General features: G+C 65.7%; 20 protein-coding genes. 10 read left to right on the forward strand and 10 right to left on the reverse strand.

The window, feature by feature from the left end:
- Window positions 1-368 precede the first annotated feature (368 nt).
- From ACVMIH_RS04015 to ACVMIH_RS04035, 5 genes are all read left to right on the forward strand, one after another.
- Window positions 369-905, forward strand: coding sequence for a helix-turn-helix domain-containing protein (locus ACVMIH_RS04015; RefSeq protein WP_057019797.1), 537 nt, complete (start codon window positions 369-371; stop codon window positions 903-905).
- 175 nt (window positions 906-1080) lie between these two features.
- A complete protein-coding gene (locus tag ACVMIH_RS04020) occupies window positions 1081-2109 on the forward strand; it encodes an adenosine deaminase (RefSeq protein WP_456860819.1) in 1029 nt (342 codons plus the stop codon).
- A gap of 47 nt (window positions 2110-2156) precedes the next feature.
- Entirely contained in the window at window positions 2157-3281 is a 1125-nt protein-coding gene (locus ACVMIH_RS04025) for an MFS transporter (protein ID WP_456860820.1), read from the forward strand.
- A 114-nt stretch (window positions 3282-3395) separates the two neighbouring features.
- A complete protein-coding gene (locus ACVMIH_RS04030; RefSeq protein WP_057019799.1) occupies window positions 3396-3869 on the forward strand; it encodes a VOC family protein in 474 nt (157 codons plus the stop codon).
- Between the two features lie 188 nt (window positions 3870-4057).
- On the forward strand, window positions 4058-5320 hold the full coding sequence (locus ACVMIH_RS04035; RefSeq protein WP_456860821.1) for a serine hydrolase domain-containing protein: 1263 nt from the start codon (window positions 4058-4060) through the stop codon (window positions 5318-5320).
- A 124-nt stretch (window positions 5321-5444) separates the two neighbouring features.
- Here the strand turns inward: ACVMIH_RS04035 and ACVMIH_RS04040 are convergent, their stop codons facing one another.
- The 7 genes from ACVMIH_RS04040 to ACVMIH_RS04070 all read right to left on the reverse strand — a co-directional run bounded on the left by ACVMIH_RS04040 (window position 5445) and on the right by ACVMIH_RS04070 (window position 11996).
- Complete coding sequence (locus ACVMIH_RS04040) at window positions 5445-5942, reverse strand: peptide deformylase (RefSeq protein ID WP_456827465.1); 498 nt, start codon at window positions 5940-5942, stop codon at window positions 5445-5447.
- A gap of 69 nt (window positions 5943-6011) precedes the next feature.
- Window positions 6012-6884: a GNAT family N-acetyltransferase gene (locus tag ACVMIH_RS04045; protein WP_456827466.1), complete on the reverse strand. Its 873-nt coding sequence runs from the start codon at window positions 6882-6884 to the stop codon at window positions 6012-6014.
- Window positions 6885-6956: 72 nt separating this feature from the next.
- Window positions 6957-7751: a sigma-70 family RNA polymerase sigma factor gene (locus tag ACVMIH_RS04050; RefSeq protein WP_456866379.1), complete on the reverse strand. Its 795-nt coding sequence runs from the start codon at window positions 7749-7751 to the stop codon at window positions 6957-6959.
- Between the two features lie 59 nt (window positions 7752-7810).
- The gene (locus ACVMIH_RS04055; RefSeq protein WP_057019801.1) at window positions 7811-8278 is read right to left on the reverse strand and encodes a carboxymuconolactone decarboxylase family protein; all 468 of its coding nucleotides are present in this window, start codon (window positions 8276-8278) and stop codon (window positions 7811-7813) included.
- A 91-nt stretch (window positions 8279-8369) separates the two neighbouring features.
- Complete coding sequence (locus ACVMIH_RS04060; protein WP_456827467.1) at window positions 8370-10469, reverse strand: YncE family protein; 2100 nt, start codon at window positions 10467-10469, stop codon at window positions 8370-8372.
- A gap of 160 nt (window positions 10470-10629) precedes the next feature.
- Window positions 10630-11490 (reverse strand): DMT family transporter, encoded by an 861-nt coding sequence (locus ACVMIH_RS04065; RefSeq protein WP_456827468.1) that lies wholly within the window; start codon window positions 11488-11490, stop codon window positions 10630-10632.
- Window positions 11487-11996 carry a MarR family winged helix-turn-helix transcriptional regulator gene (locus tag ACVMIH_RS04070; protein WP_456827469.1) on the reverse strand — a complete coding sequence of 170 codons (510 nt, stop codon included), beginning with the start codon at window positions 11994-11996 and terminating at the stop codon, window positions 11487-11489. The genes ACVMIH_RS04065 and ACVMIH_RS04070 overlap by 4 nt, the downstream gene beginning before the upstream one ends.
- A 217-nt stretch (window positions 11997-12213) precedes the next feature.
- Here ACVMIH_RS04070 and ACVMIH_RS04075 point away from each other — a divergent pair, with 217 nt between their 5' ends.
- Entirely contained in the window at window positions 12214-13011 is a 798-nt protein-coding gene (locus ACVMIH_RS04075) for a DUF899 domain-containing protein (RefSeq protein WP_456827470.1), read from the forward strand.
- Window positions 13012-13140: 129 nt separating this feature from the next.
- Here ACVMIH_RS04075 and ACVMIH_RS04080 read toward each other — a convergent pair whose 3' ends face one another.
- A complete protein-coding gene (locus ACVMIH_RS04080; protein ID WP_456827471.1) occupies window positions 13141-14040 on the reverse strand; it encodes a LysR family transcriptional regulator in 900 nt (299 codons plus the stop codon).
- A 103-nt stretch (window positions 14041-14143) separates the two neighbouring features.
- Here ACVMIH_RS04080 and ACVMIH_RS04085 point away from each other — a divergent pair, with 103 nt between their 5' ends.
- Both ACVMIH_RS04085 and ACVMIH_RS04090 read left to right on the forward strand, forming a co-directional pair.
- The gene (locus ACVMIH_RS04085) at window positions 14144-14926 is read left to right on the forward strand and encodes a GNAT family N-acetyltransferase (protein ID WP_082653986.1); all 783 of its coding nucleotides are present in this window, start codon (window positions 14144-14146) and stop codon (window positions 14924-14926) included.
- Entirely contained in the window at window positions 14923-16116 is a 1194-nt protein-coding gene (locus ACVMIH_RS04090; protein ID WP_057019805.1) for an MFS transporter, read from the forward strand. Before ACVMIH_RS04085 ends, ACVMIH_RS04090 begins: the two co-directional genes overlap by 4 nt.
- 20 nt (window positions 16117-16136) lie before the next feature.
- Here ACVMIH_RS04090 and ACVMIH_RS04095 read toward each other — a convergent pair whose 3' ends face one another.
- Entirely contained in the window at window positions 16137-17576 is a 1440-nt protein-coding gene (locus ACVMIH_RS04095) for an MFS transporter (RefSeq protein ID WP_082653987.1), read from the reverse strand.
- Window positions 17577-17701: 125 nt separating this feature from the next.
- Here ACVMIH_RS04095 and ACVMIH_RS04100 point away from each other — a divergent pair, with 125 nt between their 5' ends.
- Window positions 17702-18613 carry a LysR family transcriptional regulator gene (locus ACVMIH_RS04100; protein ID WP_456860824.1) on the forward strand — a complete coding sequence of 304 codons (912 nt, stop codon included), beginning with the start codon at window positions 17702-17704 and terminating at the stop codon, window positions 18611-18613.
- A gap of 181 nt (window positions 18614-18794) precedes the next feature.
- Here the strand turns inward: ACVMIH_RS04100 and ACVMIH_RS04105 are convergent, their stop codons facing one another.
- On the reverse strand, window positions 18795-19703 hold the full coding sequence (locus ACVMIH_RS04105) for a LysR family transcriptional regulator (RefSeq protein ID WP_057020045.1): 909 nt from the start codon (window positions 19701-19703) through the stop codon (window positions 18795-18797).
- A gap of 214 nt (window positions 19704-19917) precedes the next feature.
- Here ACVMIH_RS04105 and ACVMIH_RS04110 point away from each other — a divergent pair, with 214 nt between their 5' ends.
- Entirely contained in the window at window positions 19918-21435 is a 1518-nt protein-coding gene (locus ACVMIH_RS04110) for an MFS transporter (RefSeq protein WP_456827474.1), read from the forward strand.
- Window positions 21436-21456 lie beyond the last annotated feature (21 nt).

A 21456-nucleotide genomic window follows, 5' to 3' on the forward strand; every position in this document is an offset into this window, starting at 1 on the left:
AGCTGATTCCGGAATCGTTTGGCCAAGCGTAGCCCGGATGTAGCGCAGCGAGATCCGGGGCCGGTCCTGCCAAAGGCGAGAACCCCGGATTTCGCTGCTCAATGGCAGTCATCGCCGCGATAGCGGCCGAATTGGCCGATCCGGACAGGCTTTGCGATCGTGATGGCGGTGTGCGGTTTCGCCAACCACCCTATGCGAAAAAGGAAAGGCTGCCGTGGCCGGGCTCGTGACATGCCTGTGGTTCGACCAGCGCCAGGCGCGCACGGCTGCGGAGTTTGCGCCGCAGCCGTTACTGGTAGCGGTGTCCGCGGGGTATATATTCGCTGACCCCGCGCCACGAGTTGCAGAACAAAGTTGGGTGAATGTTGATGGGTGATCAAGGCCGCGGATTGCGACGAATGCGATTGCTTCGTCAGATGAAGCAAAGCTACCTCGCTGAATTGATGGGTGTGGATCAGGCGACCGTGTCGCGCTGGGAGCGCGGCATTCTCGATCTGTCGGAAACCCAGTGGATCTCGGCGCGCCGATTGCTCATGGGTCCGTTCGAGCCGGCCCAGGATGCCGCTCTGAAGCGTCTCGTCGAATCCTCGACGCGCAAGGTCCATCTGGTGTGCGACCTGACGCATCGGCTGCTTGCCGCGTCGGCGCCCAGGCAGGCCGAATGGCGAACCGGCTTATCCGAGTTCCTGGGCAAATCGCTACGTGTCTATGCCTCTCCGGAAATCCTCGCGGCTGACACCGCCCTCAATGATCTCGGCTGGTATGACGGGCAGCTCAGCTCGCTCGAGGTCAATACGGGTCCGAACTCCGATGCGGATCTCGTGATCCTTCCGGGACGCATGCTGTGGGAGCGCATCATGCTCGCCGACGGTGCCCCCGCGCGGCTGGTCACCACCATTGCCTAATGCACGGGGAGGCTGCCTGAGCCGGATAACGCCCGCATATTTTATGCGTGGCGACCTTTCGACAAAGGCTGCTAGGTCGGGCTCGTACGGCGGACGAGCTTCGGCACGCGCATCCGGTTGGACGCGCGGGAAAAAGCTCTGAAGCGGAACACGCCGAGGCCAGAGATCGCGTTCAATGAATTCCGTTCCCTTGTTTGACATCAAGGCCGTTCCGAAGGCCGAGCTTCACGTGCATGTCGAGGGAACGCTGGAGCCGGGCATGCTGCTCGATTTTGCCCGCCGGAACGACGTGGCGATCCCGTACCGCTCGATGACCGATATCCTCTCGGCGTATCGCTTCTCCGATCTCCAGTCATTTTTGGAGATCTACTGGGCTGGTCTGACCGTGCTTCGGACGGAGCGCGACTTCTATGAGCTGGCACGCGCTTACCTGACCCGCGCGCGGGAAGACAACGTCGTTCATGCGGAAATCTACGTCACCCCTGCCGACCATACCGAGCGCGGCGTGCCGTTCGATGCTGTCATGGACGGCATCAGCGCCGCTTATGCAGACGCGCGGTTACAACGCGATATCACCGGAGGCGTGATCCTGTGCGTTCGCCGGCATAAGCCTGTTGAAGAGGCCTTCGCCGCCATCGAGGCAGCGCGCCGCTGGCGCGACGGCGTGCTGGCCCTCGGACTTGGTGGACCGGAAAAAGGCTACCCGCCCGGAACCTTCGACCAGGTCTTCGCCCGCGCCCGCGCGCTTGGCTGGAAGACGACCGCGCATGCCGGTGAGGAAGGGCCGCCGGTTTACGTGACCGAAGCGATCGACAGGCTACGCGTCGACCGCATCGATCACGGCGTCCAATGCGAGGCCGATCCGGCACTGATGCGGCGGCTTGCCGACGAGGGGACGCCGCTCACGGTGTGCCCGTTGTCGAATGTGGCGCTGCGGATCTTCCCCGATCTCCAACGTCACAATCTGCGCCGGCTGCTCCACGCCGGCCTCTGCGTCACGGTCAACTCCGACGATCCCGCGTATTTCGGAGGTCACGTCAACGAGAACTTCGTCCGTGCGGCAGCGGCGTTGGGCCTGACTGCCGAGGAGCAATTGAGCCTCGCCGACAACAGCCTCAAGGCTGCGTTCGTGGATGAAAGGCGACGTCAGGACTATCGGCGCGTCATCAGGGACATCAGGCCGCCACACCGGTCACCTGCATGACGACTGACACTTCCAGTCCCGGGCTCCGCGTCTGGCTCGCCGTCATCGTGCTCGGCGTTGCTTCGTTCACGATGGTCACGAGCGAGTTCGCGCCGGTCGGGCTGTTGTCCCAAATCGCCCTCGATCTTGGTCGAGACCAGGCCGCGGTCGGGCTCACGGTCACGCTCTATGCCTGGATCGGCGCTGCAAGCGGTCTGTTGTCCGCCGTTCTGCTGCAACGTTTTCCCCGCAAACCGCTGCTCGTTGTTCTGATGCTGGTGTTGTCTGCGACCAACCTTGCGGCAATGCTCTCCGACGGTTTCACGGGGTTGTTGCTGGCGCGCGCGGTCGGTGCTGTCGTTCACGGTTTCTTCTGGGCGATGGCGGCCGCGATCGCAACGCAGATCGCGCCGTCTCATCGCATGGGTGTTGCGACAGCGATCGTGTTCGGCGGAATCTCGATGGCAACCGTCATCGGCGTGCCGCTCGTCAACCTCATCGGACAGAACAACGGATGGCGCGCGGCTTTCGGCGTGATCGGCGGGGTCGGATTGTGCACGTCCGCCCTGATGGTCGGCGTTCTTCCGCGGCTCCGGGCCGGATCGCCGGCGGGATGGCAAGCGCTGGCAGCGGTGGTGCGCCGACAGGACCTACGGAGAATCTATTCCGTAACGGCGTTCATGGCGGCAGCGAATTTCGCAGCCTATACGTTCATCGAACCCTTCCTCGGCGAGATCGCGGATGTGCCGCCCTTCATGATCGGTGTGATGCTGTTCGGTTTTGGCGGAGCAGGATTTGTCGGCAACATCCTGACCGGCGTTCTGATCGATCGCTTCATGACATCTGTCATCACGTGGGGACTGCTGGCCCTCGCGGGCGCGCTTGTCGGGCTTGGATGGTTTGGCCCGCGACTGGGGGCCGGCGCGGTTGTTACCTTGCTCATCGTCTGGGGCGCCGCCATCGCGGCGCTGTTCGCGGGCCTCCAGACTTGGATCTTACGCGCGGCCGGTTCCATGGCGATGTCCGCGGCCGCGGTCCACTCCGCGGTCATCAATTCGGCGATCGGCGTCGGAGCCATTCTTGGTGCCCGGATGCTGAATCTCTCGGATCTATCCGGAGTGATGCTGATGGCGGGAGTGATCGTCATCGTGCCGCTGTTGATCATGCGCGTGAGCCGAAGTGGCGAAACATGATCCGCGATGGCGAAACACGTTGTGGAACGAAAGCCTGCGCCGCGTCGAACCAGGACCATAATCACGGATTATTCCCTCTCCATTCTGCTCGATGATCCCTGGAAGGAGACTGCCATGACCGATCTCGTCACATGCCTCTGGTTCGATCAGGGCCGGGCGCGCGAAGCGGCGGAGTTTTATGCCGCGACGTTTCCCGACAGCCATGTCGGCGCGGGCCATCAATCTCCGATACCGGGCATCGGGCAGGGCGAGGAACTGACGGTCGAGTTCACCGTGCTCGGCCGGCGTTTCGTGGGGTTAAACGGAGGCTCCAACTACACGCCGAACGAGGCGGTCAGTTTCATGGTGCTCACCGACAGCCAGGAGGAGACCGACCGCTACTGGAATGCGGTCACTTCCAACGGCGGCAAGGAATTGCCGTGCGGCTGGTGCCGGGATCGCTGGGGCTTTGCCTGGCAGATCACGCCGCGGCGGCTGCTCGAGCTCGTCAACAGCGCCGACCGCGCCGCCGGCAAGCGCGCGATGGAGGCGATGATGACGATGAAGAACATCGACATCGCCGCGATCGAGCGCGCGGCGGCGGGGTAATCCGCGTGGTGGAATGATTTGGCCCGGGCTCGATAGTCAGGTGTCCGATCGAGCTGGCGTGTGCGGCACGCGGCCATTCGCGTTGCGGCGTGCGCTCGCCGCGACGATCACCCCGGCGCAAACGCGGGATGTGCCTAGTGCTGTCGCGTGATACGAAATTCGCATTCGCAGCTCTGGAGCCAGCCCTGATGTCCGTCGCAGCCGCCGCCAATCAACAGCAAAATCTCACCGCCGCCGAATCCGATCCGCAGACGCTTGGCTGGATGCAGGGCTTTCCGCCGCCGCAGGACAGGACCATCACCTTCCAGAACGGCTCGTTCCGCAGCTTCCCCGAATTGCGCTGGGCCTGGAGCAACATCCGCCAACTGGTGCCGACCGTGAATGTCTGGCGCGGGGCAGGGCCGGCGTCGGTGCTGCCGCGCGAAGACCATGATATCGGCGCGTCGGCATCGGTGGCGATGGACGGTCGCCCGATGACCTTCGCGCGCATGCTCGAGGAAACCTATGCCGACGGCATCGCCGTGCTGCACCGGGGCAAGCTGATCTACGAGCGCTATTTCGGCGCCCTGAGGCCGCACAAGCCGCACATCGCGATGTCGGTGACCAAATCGTTCACCGGCACGCTTGCCGGTATCCTGATCGCCGAGGGCAAGATCGATCCGCAGGCGCCGATCACCGATTACGTGCCGGAGCTGAAGGCAAGCGCGTTCGGCGATGCCCGCGTGCACGAGGCGATGGATATGACCACCGGCCTCAAATACACCGAGGTCTATACCGACAAGAATTCCGACGTGTGGGGGCTGCGGCGCGCCAACGGCATGGCGCCGATCGAGCCGGGCTATGAGGGCGCGACCAATATCTTCGATTTCCTCTGCGCGCAGCAGAAGCAGGGCGAGCACGGCAAGGCGTTCGCCTACAAGACCGTCAACACCGACGTGCTGGCCTGGATCTGCCGCCGTGCCAGCGGCATGACGCTGTCGGACCTGCTCTCCGAGCGGATCTGGGCGCCGATGGGCGCCGAGGAGGATGCGCATTATCACGTCGACCGCATCGGCACCGAAAGCGGCGGCGGCGGATTGTCGACGACGCTGCGCGATCTTGCCCGGTTCGGCGAGACGATCCGCAACCACGGCCGCTTCAACGGCCGCCAGATCGTACCGTCTCAAGTGGTCGAGGACATCGCGCGCGGCGGCGATGCCGAGAAATTCAAGCCTGCCGGCTACACAACACTGCCAGGGGCGTCCTACCGCAATCAATGGTGGGTGACGCACAATGCGCACGGCGCCTTCATGGCGCGCGGCGTTTATGGCCAGGGTCTCTATATCGATCCGAAGGCCGAGATAGTGATTGCGCGCTACGCCTCGCACCCGGCCGCCGGCAACGCCGCCAACGACCCTGTGACGCTGCCGGCTTACATGGTGCTGGCCAAGGATTTGATGGCGGGAGGGTAGGACGAAGGGAGGTTGGTTCGCTCGCGCAAGACGCGTAGCCCGGATGAGCGCAGCGATATCCGGGGCCTTTCCGTCTGCTGATCGCGGCTTGTCCCGCATGTCGCTTCGCTCATGCGGGCTACGATCACGTCCGCGAGATTTTGTCGTAGCGCTTGATCAGGCGCTCCCGCTTGATGCGGGACAGCCGCCTGATCCAGAACACGCCGTCGAGCTGATCGATCTCGTGCTGATGGCACACCGCCCGCAGGCCGTCGGACTCTTCGGTCTGCATGTTGCCGTCGAGATCCTGATAGCGGATGCGGACGCGGGCGTGGCGCTCGACCTCGTCATTGACCCCGGGCATCGAGACGCTGCCCTCCTTGTGCAGGGTCATCTCGGGCGAGGTCCGGATGATCTCCGGATTGACATAGGTCCGCGGCCCCTCGCGGGTATCGAGCTCGAGCACCACGACGCGCAGGGACACACCGATATGCGGCGCGGTGATGCCGATGCCCGGCGCCGCATGCATGGTCTCGAGCAGGTCCTGCGCCAGTTCGCGCAGCGCGTCGTCGAACATGGTCACCGGCTCGGCCGGCAGCGCAAGGCGCGGATCGGGATAGCGCACGATGGCGCGAATGGTCATGCTCGTGTCTTAGGCCAGCGCATCGCGCCGGACAACATGCCGATGCGGGCACCGCGTGCGGCGCGCCGTTCAGAGATGCTTTTCGAAGAACAGATCGGGGTAGGGGTCGTCGTTGAAGCGCGGGATCTCGGTCCAGCCCGTCCTGCGATAGAGCTGGCCGGCTTCCGGCAGCGCGCTGTTGGTGTCGAGCCGTAACACCGCGATGCCGAGCTCGCGTGCGGCCTTCTCGGCGGCGTCCATCAGGCGGCGGCCAAGGCCGAGGCCGCGCGCGCCAGGTGCGACCCAGAGCCGCTTGATCTCCGCGAACTCGCTGCTGGTGCCCTTCAGCCCGACGCAGCCGATCGGCAACCCGTCCGACATCGCCACGATGAAGCTGCCGCGTGGGCGCACCATGTCCTTGGCCTCGGGGTCGCGCGACAGCCTGACGTCAAAGCCTTTCTCGAACCGCCGCGCGAGCTCGGCGTAATATTCGCCCAGGCAGTAGCGCGCCTCGTCGCTGCGCGGATCCATCTCATCGAGGGCGGTGCCGTCGCGGCCAAGCGCCGAGGCGATCAGGTCCATCGCCGCCAGCAGCGCCTCGCGCTGGCTGTGGTGGGCGAGAAAGTCCTTGGCCTGCCGATTGGAGATCGCTTCATAGGCGCTGAACTCGCGCCTACCCGCCGCCGTCAGCCGTGCGATGCGGCGGCGCGCATCGTCGCCATGCGCCGTGGTCTCGATCAGGCCTTCGTCCTCGAGGCTGCGCAGCAGGCGGCTCATCAGGCCGGAATCGAGCCCGAGATAATCCCTGATCTCGCCGACATCGGCGCGGCCGTGTCCGATCGCGTTCAGCACGCGCGCCGCGCCGAGCGGCCGGCCGCGCCCGAGGAACGAGGTGTCGAGCGCGCCGACGGCGGAGGTCACGGCACGGTTGAAGCGACGGACGCGGGACACGGGGTCGAGCATATATCTGACTTTAGTCAGATATCGTCGCCGCGTCAATCGGCCGGCGATCCAGACCGAATGAAGCCATGCCGCCTAGTGCAGATGCCGCAACTTGTCCGGGTTCCTCACCAGATAGATCGCCACGACCTTGCCGTCCTCGATGTCGAGCGCGGTGGTCGACAGCTCGCCGTCGGTCTCGAGCGTGATGAAGCCGGGCAATCCGTTGATGAAGCCGGTGCGAACCAGGTGCGAGCTGTGGTTGCGGAAATGCGCCGCCAGCGATTCATGCAAGCGCATCACGGCATCGAAGCCGAGGATCGGCTTGTTCGCTGCCGGACGCTTGCCGCCGCCGTCGGCATGCACGCTGACATCGGCCGCCAGCATGGCACCGAGCGCCTTCATGTCGCCGCTGCGCGATGCCGCGAAGAAGGCCTCGGCGAGCGCGATGCCGCGCTGCTTCTCGATCTGGAAGCGCGGGCGCGCCTCGCGGATATGGTTGCGCGCGCGGCCGGCGAGCTGACGGCAGGTCGCCGGCGTTCGCTGGATGGTTGCCGCGACCTCGTCGAAGCCAAGTCCGAACCCGTCGTGCAGCAGGAAGGCCGCGCGCTCCAGCGGCGACAGCCGCTCCAGCGCCAGCATCAGCGGCAGGGTGACGTCATCGTCCTGCTCCTCGACGACGGGATCTGGAAGCCACGGGCCGACATAGGTCTCGCGCTGGCGGCGCGCGGATTTGAGCTGATCGAGGCAGAGCCGCGTCACCGTGCGGCGCAGGAACGCCTCCGTCTCGCGCACCTCGCTCCGGTCGGCCTTCATCCAGCGGATGAACGCCTCCTGCACCATGTCCTCGGCATCGGCCACCGAGCCGAGCATGCGATAGGCGACGCGCATCAGCCCGGGACGCAGCGGCGCGAAGTCAGCCGCTGCGTCGTCTCGTGCCGTTTCCGCGGTCACGCCGCGGCCATCCTGGCCTTGATCACGTGCGGATCGACGAAGCCGCCAAAGCCGACCGCGATCCGGTTCCAGCCGTTGATGATGTTGATCAGCAAGGTCACCTTGACCTGCTCCTCCGGCGTGAAATGCGCCTTCAGCGCCTCGTAGGCCGCGACATGGGTGTGCTGCTCGCAGATCCGAGTCAGGGCTTCGGTCCAGCCGAGCGCGGCGCGCTCGCGATCGGTGTAGCAGGGCGCTTCGCGCCAGGCCGACAGCAGGTAGATGCGCTGCTCGGTCTCACCCTCATCGCGGGCGAATGTCGTGTGCAAATTGATGCAATTGGCGCAGCCGTTGATCTCCGAGGCGCGAATCTTCACGAGCTCGGCGAGCTTCGGCTCGAGGCTGGAGGAGATCGCGACCGACGCGTCGAACCAGATCTTCATGATCTTGGGGGCGGCGGCGAGCGGATCAAGTCTGACAGTCATGGTCGGTTTCCCTGGGTTGGTTGACGACATCATGACGAACGAGGAACGGCGAATGTGACATGCCGGCGTGATATTTTCATCTGCCGCGGCGCTATTGGGGCGCGAGATCGCTCGCCGCTTGGCGGAGTTCTTGCAGCAGCTCTGTTTCCCATCGCGAAGGATCCGTCAGGAACCGCGCGAGATTGTCGAAACAATAATACCCGAACTCCGACTTCGATCGCGCGGCGGAGGTCGCGGCTGCGCGCGCCAGCAATCGCGCCGCGTACTGCTGCGCCGTCATCAGGCTCGCCGCATGCTCGGCCATCTTCGCCATTCGCCAGAGCGCGGCGTGATCGATGGCATTGCCGAGGTCGCCGAAATAGAATTGCTCCGCGAGCTCCAGGCGAGGACTCGCGTCGCCTGCGTTCTCCAGCATCAACGGAGCGATCTTCTCGAAAAAGAAGTTCTCGTGATCGGTATCGACCAGCCCGTAGTAGCGCAGCAGGACATCGTTGCTCGTTTTGTCCAGGCGCGCGAGGCACCAGGCGGCGTAGCCGAACAGCGCGGTCGGAATCTCGTCTCCGTAAGGATCGTACCAGGCGTTGGCATGCGGTCCGATGTGCGTGCATGCCGCGTCGATCAGCCCGCGGATCGCAGGTGCGGCGCCGGGGCAGTGCTTCGCAACATGCGAGAAGAACTTCTTCTCGTTGAGCCGCTTGCCGTCGCAACGGAACACCGCCTGCAGGTAGTTGTCGTAGGGACGCTCGTTGATATCGGGACCGATCTGCGCCGTGAGCGCATCGATGGCTGCGACACAATCGGGCTCGCTCATCGAGGCGAGATCGACGGTGTAGGTGCTGAACCGCCTGGCGAGCGTCTCGGCCTTCTTGGCGAGCGCGGCATCCTTGTCCTCTTCTTGCGGCTCGGGTGGCGCGGGCCTGAAATGATCCTCGGTTACGGGCACCGCCCGGACGCGGTGTACCGGATCGCCTGGCGCGCCGGAGACCGTCACCATCCCCTCCGTGAACCGCATATCGAGGCGACGGTCGGGCAGGGGCGTCGCCTTCGACCAGCCGCGGGCGCGTGCCAGCCAGGGACGGTCGTCCATCCCGAACCGCTCCAGCATGATCTTGGGCGAAACCGTCCCGTCCACACCGACGCAGGCGACGAAGTCATGCCGCTTCAACCAAAAAGCCTGGCTATCGCCTTGCCAGCCGATCACGTCGCGCTCGGAGAGTTCGAAGTCGCGGAGATTGCTGCTGACATTGGCGTAGTGGCTATTCGGATCCGGCCACAGATCGGGATGCGATTTCGCGTTGATCTGGTTGGTCGTCAGCGTGGCCTCGCGATCGAGCAACTGCGACACCTTGCGGTAGATCTCGCCTCGCCGAGGCGGCAATCCCTGCTTCCGCCTGTCGAGGTCGAGCTGGGTCGTGTCGGGCAACCCTTCCGCCTGCATCCACATCGGCGCGACGGAGTGCAGCCGCCGCAGCGGAAACGCCTGCCAGATCTCGACGGCAAAGCTGAAATACTCCCGCTGCGCCGTGGTGCCTCTACCCAGCAACCGGGAGACAAGCGAGCTCTCCTCGGTAATCATCGGGAGCCGGGAATTGTCGGCGCGCAGCCAATAGCGGCCGCACGGGCTCGAGCGGATCAGGAACGACCTCGCCCGCGATCCCTCGCAGCTCGACACCTCGTGATGGCCCGTCTGCGGATCGATGCGCAGCAACAGTGCAACGATTCCGTTGTCGTGCCGGAACGCGGAAACCAGAATCCGGCCAGCCTGGTCCAGAACCGGCGGGCACAGCGAGTTGCCGCTCGGCATGTCCAGAACCGAGCGGACGATCGCCCTGCGCTCGAGGTCGATGACATGCAGGTCAGTCGCGTTCGCGGCGTGATAAAGCAGGAGATAGACTAACCGGCCATCCTTGCTCTGGAGAAATCCGTAATTCAGATAATCGTCGCGCGCGTCCTTTCCGTCGTGGCCGCGCGCCCAGGGCGTTTGCAGCCGATCGACGAGTTGGCGACGCGCGAGATCATAGAAGATGAATCCCGCGTCGGTGTTGAAGAACCAGGCGATGCCATCCAGCAGCAGCCCGGCATTCCGCGCGGGCCGCTGGCCGAGGGCAGGACGCATGATCCAGTCATCCTGGCCGTCGGCCTGGATTGCGAAGTACTCGGTGTTGCCGATTTTGCGGATGGAATTCACCATCGGGTAACCTTGCGAAGCCGCCTCGTCGGCCCGGGTTGCTTCTTTATATGCGAGCCGGACAACGTCCGATTAATGCGATCGGGAAATAAGAGGTTGACCGGCCGGCGATCGCCGGCGGGGACAACTTGCCGCATGCCTCTTGCGTGCGCCGACGAGCCGGTCAATCGCGCGCCAGCACCAGGACGTTGCCGGCGAGGATCGCGACGGCGCCGGCGAGCATCGGCCAACCCAGCGCGAGGTGTTCGAACAGCGCCGACAGCACGAGCGCGACGAGCGGCACCAGCGCAAGCGTATAGGCCGCGCGGCCAGGACCGAGCCGACGCACCAGCTCGAAATAGAGCATGAAGGTGATGCAGGACGCGGCAATCGCAAGATAGAGGAAGCTCGTCACGTAGGAGGGCGAGATGTCGGCCGCAAACGGCGTGCCCGTCGCGACGGCCCACAGCGCGCTCGCTGTCGCGCCGACGAACGCGCCCCAGCCGAGCACGGAGACGACAGGCAGTCCGGCGCGCTGGTTGCGCGCACCGACCGTTGTCCCGGCGCCGGTTGCGATGGCCGCAGTGAGCGCCCAGGCGAATCCCGCAAGCGGCGCGGCGCCATGCGCGGCGACGCCGGGCAGGAAGATGATCGCGAGGCCGAGAACGCCGCACAGCGCGCCCCACACGAATCCGGAAGAGATCGGCACACCGAGCACGGCACGCGCGATCACGGCCGCGAACAGCGACGATGTCGACAGCACGAGCGCGGCAAGCCCGCTCGGCATGCGTGCGGATGCCTCATAGAAGGCGATGAAGGCAATGGCGAAGAACAGCAGGCCCTGCAACGCGACCGCCGGCCGATCCTTGCGCGGGATCGAGAGCGTCACGCCGCGCATCCGGCCGTATCCGAGCAGGATGACGCCCGCGAGCACCATGCGCAGCGCGACCGACCACGGCGCGGGCGTCACGCCGGCCTGCATCGCCGTTGCCAGCGCGCCGCCGCCCCAGAGCAGCGCGGTCACTGCGAACAGCAGGGCCGTCATGGCGCGCCGGCGTCATCGCGCAGTGCGCGCCAGCCGTCGGCGTCGATCCGCGCGCTTTCTCCCTCAAGCCGGGTGAGGGCGGAATCGAGCGTGGCGCGTTCGCTCTCCGACAGCCGCGCCAGCAGCCGCGCTTCGATCGCGTTGCCGAGTGCGGCGATCCGGTTGAATGCGGCCCGGCCGCTGCGGGTGATGCTGACGGCGGCGAAGCGCCGGTCGGACTTGCCGGAGCGTCGCACCGCGAAGCCGAGCTCTGTGAGCTGGCCGATGCCGCGGCTGACCGCGAACGGATCGAGCGCGCAGGCGCGACCGATCTCGGAGGCGTTGGCCGCGTCGCGCTCGGCGATGACGGCGAGGATGCGCCAGCCCGCCTGGCTCAATCCGAACGTCTCGCCGTAGAAGCGCTCGAGCGGGCGGGCGACCTGCGCTGTGACCAGGAACAGGCGGTAAGGCAGCCAGGCGCTTAGCTTGAGGCCATCATCGGACGCAGGGGCAGCGGTTTGCTTCATGCCGGCGAGGTTCGCATAGTTAGTTGCAAAGTGCAAGCATATCACAAATATGGTGATGCGGTCTGACCACCTGCGCGAAAAATCCCGACACACTTGTCACTCCCGCTCGCTAGCGCTGCCGAGCCAGATTGCGGCATGGCCAATGACGAACGGTCGCCGGCGCTGGAACCGCGCTCGGGGAGCGGAGTTCGTCCAAATCGGAGATGGAGAGACCATCATGAATAAATCAGCTGAAAACGATCGTGGCGGACTGGCAGCGATGCAGACGCCGCCGGTGGTGTCACGGGAGGCGTGGGAGGCGGCGCGCCTGGAGATGCTGGTGAAGGAAAAGGCCCAGGTGCGGGCACGCGACGCGCTTGCGGCGGAGCGGCGGCGGATGCCCTGGATGGCCGTCGAGAAGCCGTATGTCTTCGAAGGACCGAACGGCAAGGCGAGCCTGCTCGACCTGTTCGAGGGCCGCCGGCAGCTGATCATCTACCGCGCCTTCTTCGAGCCCGGCGTGTTCGGTTGGCCGGACCATGGCTGCCGCGGCTGTTCGCTCGGCGCCGATCAGGTCAGTCACCTCTCCCATCTGAATCAGCGCGACACCACGCTGGCTTACGCCTCGCGCGCGCCGCAGGCGGACATCGAGCGGCTGAAGGCGCGGATGGAGTGGGACATGCCGTGGTACACGATCACCGACAGTTTTGACACCGACTTCGGCGTTGCCGAGTGGCACGGCCACAACGTCTTCATCCGCGACGGCGAGCGGATCTTCCGCACCTATTTCGTCAACAGCCGCGGCGACGAGGCGATGGGTACGGTGTGGAGCTATCTCGACATCACGCCGCTCGGCCGCCAGGAACTCTGGGAGGACTCGCCGAAGGGTTATCCGCAGGGCCCGACCTACAAATGGTGGAACTGGCACGACAATTACGAAGCCGAGGCCACGCCGAACGCAAAATGGGCGGCGGTGACCGATGCCGGCGAAGCCGCGTTCCGCAAGATCGCGGAGCAGGAGCGCAAGGCGACGTAAGGGGTAGAACGGGGAGAACGCGCGGCGTGCTTCCGAGGGCTTCGGTTTTGATTGGATCAGAGCCGAAGCTCCCGCTCCTTGTCATGCCTGCTTTCTTGACGCGGACCGGCGTCCACCTCGCTCGACGCTCTAGCGGCCATTGTCCTTGGCCGAGAGTGCCTTCAGCGCCGACAAGGTCTGCCGCAGCCCGCGATCGAGGCGCTTGTCGCGGCGGATCACCACCGCGAGCCGGCGGTAGAGCTTTGGTGACAGCGACCGGACGACCAGGTCGCGCTGCTTGGTCCTGGCGGGAACGGCCATGCCGGGCAGCACCGCACAGCCCAGCCCGGCGCGTACCATCTCCTTGATCGCCTCGACGCTGCCGAGCGACATCAACGGCTTCAAGGACACGCCGCCGCGGGCCAGCCACTCGTCCGCGGTGCGCCTGGTGTTGCCGCCCGGCTCGAACAGCAGCACCGGCCTGGTCGCAAGCACCTCCGGCGTGATCCGCGCCGGCAGTGGCATGTCGCGGGGCGCGATCAGCACGAACTCGTCGTTCACGACCGGCGTGATCTCGAAGCTGCGCCCCGACACCGGCAGCGTGACAAGCGCGATGTCGATGGTGTTTTCCTCGACCGCCCGGGCGATCTCCGCGGTGTTGCCGGTCGTGACGGTGATCTCCAGCGAGGGCAGCGCGGCGCGCAGCTCCTTCAGGATCGGCGGCAGCAGGAAGATGCAGGCGGTCGCACCGGTGCCGAGCCGCACGCGGCCTGCCGTTCCGGTCGTCTGCTGTGCAACGGCGTCGACCGCCGACGCCACCGCCGCATTGATCTGATGCGCATGGGAGAGCAGCGCGACGCCGGCGGCGGTCGGTCTGGCCTTGCGTCCGACCCGCTCGATCAACGTCGCATTCAGGCTGCGCTCGAGCTGGCGCACCTGCAGGCTCACCGCGGGCTGCGTGAGTTGCAGCCGCTCGGCTGCCGCCGAGAAGCTGCCGCAGTCGATCACGACAGCGAAGCTTTCGAGATAATCGAGGTCGAGGTTCTTCATCAAAGTATCTCTTATGCCGTGCATAAGCTGTCAAAGCTTCACTTATATAACGCCGGGGCGCATAGTCCGGCAAGCGACGGCTTCGGCAGACCGGGAGCAGGCATTGTCCGGCCTCAAGTCCATTGGCGGTGTCATCGTCGAGCTGGGGCGCTATCTTGCGGTCTCGCCGCATTCGCGCATCCTCCGCCGGCAGGCGCTGCGCGAGCTCGATGATCGCCTGCTGGCGGATGTCGGACTGTCGCGCAGCGATGTCGAGATGAGCCCGTGGTGCCCGCAGCGTGCACCGACGCGCCGTCGAAGCACGGGCATGATGCCGCAAGACGAGGCAAGGATGAGAGACAACGAAGACACCTTGATCCGCGACGCCACAGAGGTCGACATGGCGGAGGTGCAGCGCATCTACGCGCACCACGTGCTCAACGGGCTGGCGACCTTCGAGGAAGTGCCGCCGACACTCGACGAGATGTTCGAGCGCCGTGCCGCCGTGCTGGCCGCTGGGCTGCCATATATCGTGGCCGATATCGACGGACGGGTGGCCGGCTACTCCTACGCGACAGCGTACCGGCCGCGGCCGGCCTATCGCAACACCATTGAAGATTCGGTCTACGTGTCGGAAGCCCTGCGTGGCCGCCGCGTCGGTGCGGCGCTGCTGCGGGCGCTGATCGAACGGTCGGAGGCGGGACCCTGGCGGCAAATGATCGCCGTGATCGGTAACAGCGGCAACGCCGGATCGATCGCGCTGCACCGTCGCATGGGCTTCGAGATGGTGGGGACGCTGAGGTCGGTGGGCTTCAAGCTCGGGCAATGGGTCGACACCGTGCTGATGCAGCGGCCGCTGGGGCCGGGCGCTTCCACGCTTCCGTCAGACAGGGAAACGGCCCGGTGATCGCACGCCGGGTCGTGATTGCCCTCGGGCTGGCTCAACTGATCTCGTGGGGCGCGACCTACTATCTGATCGGCGGGTTCGGCGAGCAGATCGCCGCGGATCTCGGCTGGAGCCGCGACATCGTCTACGGCGGATTTGCCGCGGCGCTCTTGGTGATGGGCGTGACGTCGCCCCTTGCGGGCAGGTGGGTGGACAAAAGCGGCGGCCGGCAGGTCATGGTCGCGGGGGCGGTGATCAACGCGCTCGGCTGCGCGGGTCTCGCGCTCTCGCACCAGATCGGCAGCTATTTCGCATCCTGGATCGTTCTTGGCCTCGGCATGCGGCTGACGCTGTACGATGCCGCCTTCGCGGCGCTGGCCCGGATCGGCGGGCCGGAGGCGCGCCGTGCGATGTCCGGGATCACCTTGCTTGGTGGCTTGGCCGCCACCGTGTTCTGGCCGCTCGGCCATGCGCTCTCAGACCATTTCGGCTGGCGCATCGCGGTGCTGGCCTGTGCCGGCATTGCGCTATTGACGATCCCGCTGCATCTGCTGATTCCGAACCAGCGATTTGCCGGCGTGCCGGGCGCTGCTGCGGTGGCATCGAGGCAACCGCGCGCGGTGGGGCGACGGCAGCTTGCGGCGGCGAGCGGGCTCTATGCCGTGATCATGACCGGCGCGAACTTTTTGAACGCCGGCATGTCGGCGCACATGATCGCGGTGCTCACCGGCCTGGGACTCACCGTCACCGTTGCGGTGTGGATCGCAACGCTGCGGGGGATCGGGCAATCCGCCGCGCGTCTCTGCGAAGTTCTGTTGGGCGGACGGATCGATCCGCTCGGGCTCAATCTGATGGCCTGCCTGATCATGCCGCTCTCCTTCATCGCCGGCCTGTTCAGCGGATCAGCGCGGGAGATGGGGATTGCGTTTGCGCTGCTCTACGGCGCCTGCAACGGCATTCTGACCATCACCAGGGGAACGCTGCCGCTCATCCTGTTCGATCATCGCAGCTATGGCACGCTGGTCGGCCGGCTCATTGTCCCGAGCTTCATCCTGCCGGCGGCGGCGCCGCTGATCTATGCAATCGTGATCGACCGGTTCGGCGATGCGAGCGCGCTCTATCTCTCCACCGGTCTCGCCCTGGTGACGCTGCTTGCCGCCATCCTGCTCAAGCTGCTGTTTCCGCCGCCGCTCGCGGCCGCGAAGCAATAGCCGCGTCGGCGGTGTCGATCTCAACCCGCCGCCGGCTCGCGCGGCAGCCACAGCGACAGCCAGCCGCCGAGCGCCAGTAGCGCGACATTGCAGCCGAGCGCGATCGTGAAGGCGTGCGCGTAGTCGTCGGCCTGCGGATGCGGCCCGAGCAGGCTGTAGAAGACGCCGCCGATGATCGCGACGCCGAGTGCGGCGCCGATCTGGAAGGTCGAGATCATCATCCCCGATGCCAGCCCGGCATGGCGCGGATCGATGCTGCCGATCACGGCCTTGATCACCGAGGGCATCACGGTGCCGAAGCCGAGCCCGCCGCAGATCAGGCCGAATTCGAGGCTTTGCGGGAGCGCGCCACCGACCGACAGCGTCAAGACACCGAAGCCTGTGACCTGGAGCGCAAAGCCCAGCGTCAGCGTGCGGGCACCGAGCCATTGCATCACCAGCGATGATACCAGCGAGCTGACGAAGAAGCCGGCGGCAAAGGGCAGGGTGGCAAGGCCGGCTTCCAACGGAGATTGGTGCAGGCCACTTTGCAGGTAGACCGCGAAGGTCAGATAGAACGACGACAGCATGTAGAAGGCGAGCGCCATCACCAGCCCGATCACGAAATCGCTGTTGCGCAGCAGATGCAGCGCGACCAGCGGGTCGCCGCCACGGGCTTCGAGGCGCGCCTCGAACCAGACGAAAGCGGCGAGCATCAGCGGAGATGCCAGCAGCATCGCGACGATCCAGATTGGCCAGCCGGATTCCCGGCCCTCGATCAGCGGATAGACCAGGAGGCCGAGCGTGAGCGACAGCAGGATGACGCCGCCGACGTCGAGCCGCTGCGCGTGCGCGGCGCGCGAGTCGGTCAAGAACAGCAGGCCGCCGACGAAGGCGGCGAGGCCGATCGGCACGTTGATCAGGAAGATCGCCTGCCAGGCCAGTCCGAACGGATGTGCCGAGACGAGCACGCCGCCCAGCAGCTGGCCGCAGATATTGGCAAGGCCGAAGGTCGCGCCATAGAAGCCAAGCGCGCGGCCCTGTTCGGCCGCCGGAAACAGCACGCGGATCGAGGCAAGCACCTGCGGCGCCATCACGGTGGCGGTGAGGCCCTGCAGGATCCGTCCGGCGACCAGCATGGCCGGTGACCACGCGATGCCGCACAGCACGGATGCGATCGTGAAGCCAGCGACGCCGGCCAGGAACATCCGCCGCCGCCCCAGGAGGTCGCCGAGCCTGCCGCCGGTGATCAGGAAGACGGCGTAGGTCGCGGCATAGGCCGAGATCACGAACTGCACCTCGCTCGAGCTGGCGCCGAGATTGTCGCGAATGACCGGCAGCGCCAGGTTGACGACATTGAAATCGAGGATCGGCAGGAAGGCGCCGGTGAGCAGCACCGGCAGCGCCAGCCATCGCCGCGGATCGATCGCCGAGGGCCGCGTGTCGTGCAATTGCAACGTCTCGGTGGTCTCGCTTGTCACCTGCCAGCTCCTCTCGGCAATCGACGGCGCCCTCACGAGGGGTGTCCGTCGGTTGAACCTCCGGGAAGATGGCTTGTCCGTTTGTGATAAGATATTCTCCAGCCTTGCGAAGTGAGTTTGCAAAAATGCACAGTGTCCTCGACTGGAACGACCTTCGGCTGGTCCTTGCGGTTGCGCGGGAAGGCAGCCTCTCGGGGGCGGCGCGCCGGCTCGGCGTCACGCATTCCACCGTGTTTCGCCGCCTCGGCACGATCGAGGATGCGAGCGGAACGCGCATGTTCGAGCGTTTCCGCGACGGTTACGCGCCGACACCGGCGGGCGAGATCGCGGCGGCGTCGGCAGCCCGGCTGGAGGACGAAGTGCTTGCGCTTGAGCGCAAGCTGGCGGGGCAGGATCTCAGGCCGTCAGGGCCGGTGCGGATCACGACGACAGACACGCTCGGCGCGGTGCTGATGCGGCATCTGCCGGCGATGCGCGCCGCGCATCCGGAGATCCAGCCGGAAATCATCATCTCGAATGCGATGGCGAACCTGACGCGCCGCGAGCCCGAGATCGCGATCCGACCGACGCCGGCGCCATCCGAATTGCTGGTCGGACGGCGCATTGCCGATATTGCCCATGCGGTCTACGGATCGCGCGCCAATCTCGCCCGCCGCGTCGACGGGGATCTGTCGGTGCACGACTGGATCGGGCTCGACGATGCGCTGGCGGGGACCGTCATCGCCGGCTGGATGCGCGAGAACGTGCGTTCGGTGCGGATCACCTGCCGGGTCGATGCGCTTCCGGCGCTGCGCGATGCCGCGGCGGCGGGACTGGGGCTTGCCCTGCTGCCCTGCTATGTCGGCGACCTCGTGCCCACGCTGCGCCGCCTGACGCCGAAAGCACCGGCGGAGCCGCGCTCGGCGCTGTGGCTATTGACCCATGACGATCTCAAGCGCACCGCGCGCATCCGCGCGACGCTCGATTTTCTCGCCAGGGCGCTCACCTCGGAGCGTGCGTTGTTCGAGGGAAAGCGCGCCGGAAGCGCGCGTCGCTAGTGTCCCGAATCCGAAGTTCGCATCATTTGCCGCACCTTCGGAGCGAACTTCGGATTCGATAAGGACACTAGCAAACTTATAATTCTAGTGTGCTTTATGAATGCGAACTTCGTGAAAGTGGCTGCCGCGAAATCGCACGAACTTCGCGTTCAGCACACTAGCCGGCCGGCGCGCAGATCGTTCAGGAGCCGACAACTTCGGTGACGGTATGGATGTCCTCTGCCGCGTGATTCGCAGGCATGCGATGATGCTCGCGAAAGGCACCAACGATCGTCTTCAGCAGCGCGCGGGATTTTGCATCTGACAGCGCCGACAGCAGCATGATCTCGGACGGCGGCAGGGCAGGCAGGCCAAGCCGCTGGCTGACCTCGATCGTCCCGGCCGGGGCGAGCCGGCGCGAGAATACCGACGTAGCGAGGCCTGCGGCGACCGCATCGGCGACGGCAAAGGACCCGCAGCCGAGGAAAGTTTCCGTCCACGGGATGCTAGCCGCCGCCAGCGCGCGCGTCGCGATGTTGAGCACGCCGCAGGACGGCGAAGAGGCGGCGAGCCGCAGCGGCTCGCCGGCGCGATGGACGAAGTCCGGCGTGGCGAACCAGCCATAGTGATCCGTCGCCAGCATTTCGCCGTCGCGGCGGTCGTCCTCGCGGCGGATGATGGCGGCATCGATCTCGCCGCGGTCGAAGGCGTCGAGCAGGTCGCGGGAATCCTCGAGCCTTACTTCGATGGTGAGCGCCGGGTCGTGCGCATGCAGCCGCGCCAGCAAGGTCGGAACCTCCGCGCCTCCGACATGGGTGGCAATGCCGAGCGAGAAGCGACGCGGGCGCACGGGCGACAACGCCGCGACGGCGCGATCATGCGCGCCGAGCAATTCCTGCGCCGGGGCGAGGAAAGCTGCGCCCTCCGCCGACAGGCGCACCAGGCGCGGTGTCCGTTCGATCAGCCTGTGGCCGATCTGGCTTTCCAGCCGCTTCAACTTGACGCTGATCGCGCCCTGCGTGGTGCCGAGTGCTTCAGCGGCGCGCGTAAAGCTCTTGAGATCGGCGATGGTCACGAATGTCTTCACGGCGTCGACGTCGAGCGTGGTCATGTCAGTCATCCGGATTTGTTGTCTCTGAAATATCTAGTCATCCAATTCACCAATGCTCAAGCCATGACTAGCTTTGCGTTGTGAAGCGCCGTGGCCACCCGATTCCTGCCGCTGCTGCCTCAATACATCGTGAGTCGATCGATCGACGCTGCTGCCAGCACCCTGGCAACAGCGTGCGGTACTCCGTTGGCTTGCCACAACAAAAGGCCTGATCATGTCTACTGAACTGAGCCGCCGCGGCGCTATCGTGCTGTCCGCCGTTTGCCTTGCCTGCCTGATGTTCGGATTGGAGATTTCCAGCATCCCCGCGATCCTGCCGACGCTGGAGCGGGTGCTGCATGCCGACTTCAAGGCGCTGCAATGGATCATGAACGCCTACACGATCGCGGTCACCACGGTGCTGATGGCGATCGGGACGGTCGCGGACCGCTATGGACGCAAGCGCATCTTCCTGGTCGCGATCGCGGCGTTCGGCATCACCTCGCTGATCTGCGGCATTGCCTCGAGCGTCGAAATGCTGATCTTCGCCCGGTTCCTGCAGGGCCTCAGCGGCGGCGCGCTTTTGATCTGCCAGATCGCCGTGCTCTCGCACGAATTCCAGGGCGGCCGGGTGCGCGCCGTCGCCTGGGGCTGGTGGGGCGTCATCTTCGGCATCGGCCTCGGCTTCGGCCCGATCATCGGCGGCGCCGTTGTCGCGGTGCTGAGCTGGGAGTGGGTGTTCCTCGTCCACGTGCTGTTAGCGGCCGCGGCGTTCGTGCTCACGATCGGCGGTGTGCATGAATCGAGGGACCCAAAGGCCAGCAGCCTCGACGTCGCCGGTATCGTGACGATGTCGGTCGCGGTGTTCTGCCTCGCCTTCTACATCACGCAGGGGCCGGATCTCGGCTTCGTCAGCTTGAAGGGGCTTGCGATCCTCGGCGTCTCCGCGGCGAGCTTCGCCGCGTTCCTGGTTGCCGAGAGAATCAGCCGGCGGCCGATGTTCGACTTCTCTGTCTTTCGGATCCCGGCTTTCTCCGGTTCGATCGTCGGCTCGGCGGCGATGAACCTCAGCTACTGGCCCTTCATGATCTATCTGCCGATCTGGTTTCATGCAGGCCTCGGCTATGACAGCGTGTCCGCGGGACTTGCCTTGCTTGCCTACACGCTGCCGACGCTGGTGATGCCGCCGTTCGCCGAACGACTGTCGCTGCGCTATCAGCCCGGACTGATCATTCCGGTGGGGCTGTTCACGATCGGCGCCGGATTCATGCTGATGAAATTCGCCAGCGCCGCCGCGCAGCCGGACTGGCTGACGATGCTGCCCGGCTGCCTGCTCGCCGGAATTGGCCTCGGCATCACCAACACGCCGGTCACCAACACGACGACCGGCTCGGTCTCGAGCGACCGCGCCGGCATGGCCTCGGGCATCGACATGAGCGCGCGGATGGTTTCGCTTTCGGTCAACATCGCGCTGATGGGCTTCATCCTGGCAAGCGGCGTGCTGGCGCATCTGAAGGCGGTGCTACCGGCGCTGGACGGCGCGCAACTTCGCGCGATCGGCGAGCGAATCGCGGCCGGCGACGTCGCAGCCGCGCCGGAGCTGACCGGCCCGGTCGTGCATCAGGCACTCGCGAGCGGCTTCGGCTGGGTGATGCTCTATGGCGGCATCGGGGTGTGGATCATGGCCGCGCTCAGCTTCCTGATCTTCAATGCGCGGCCGGTGCGGCAGGCCGAGGCTCACGGCACGAAGTGAACACGATGTCGCCGTGCCTGC

It is taken from the genome of Bradyrhizobium sp. USDA 4503 (assembly GCF_054055815.1).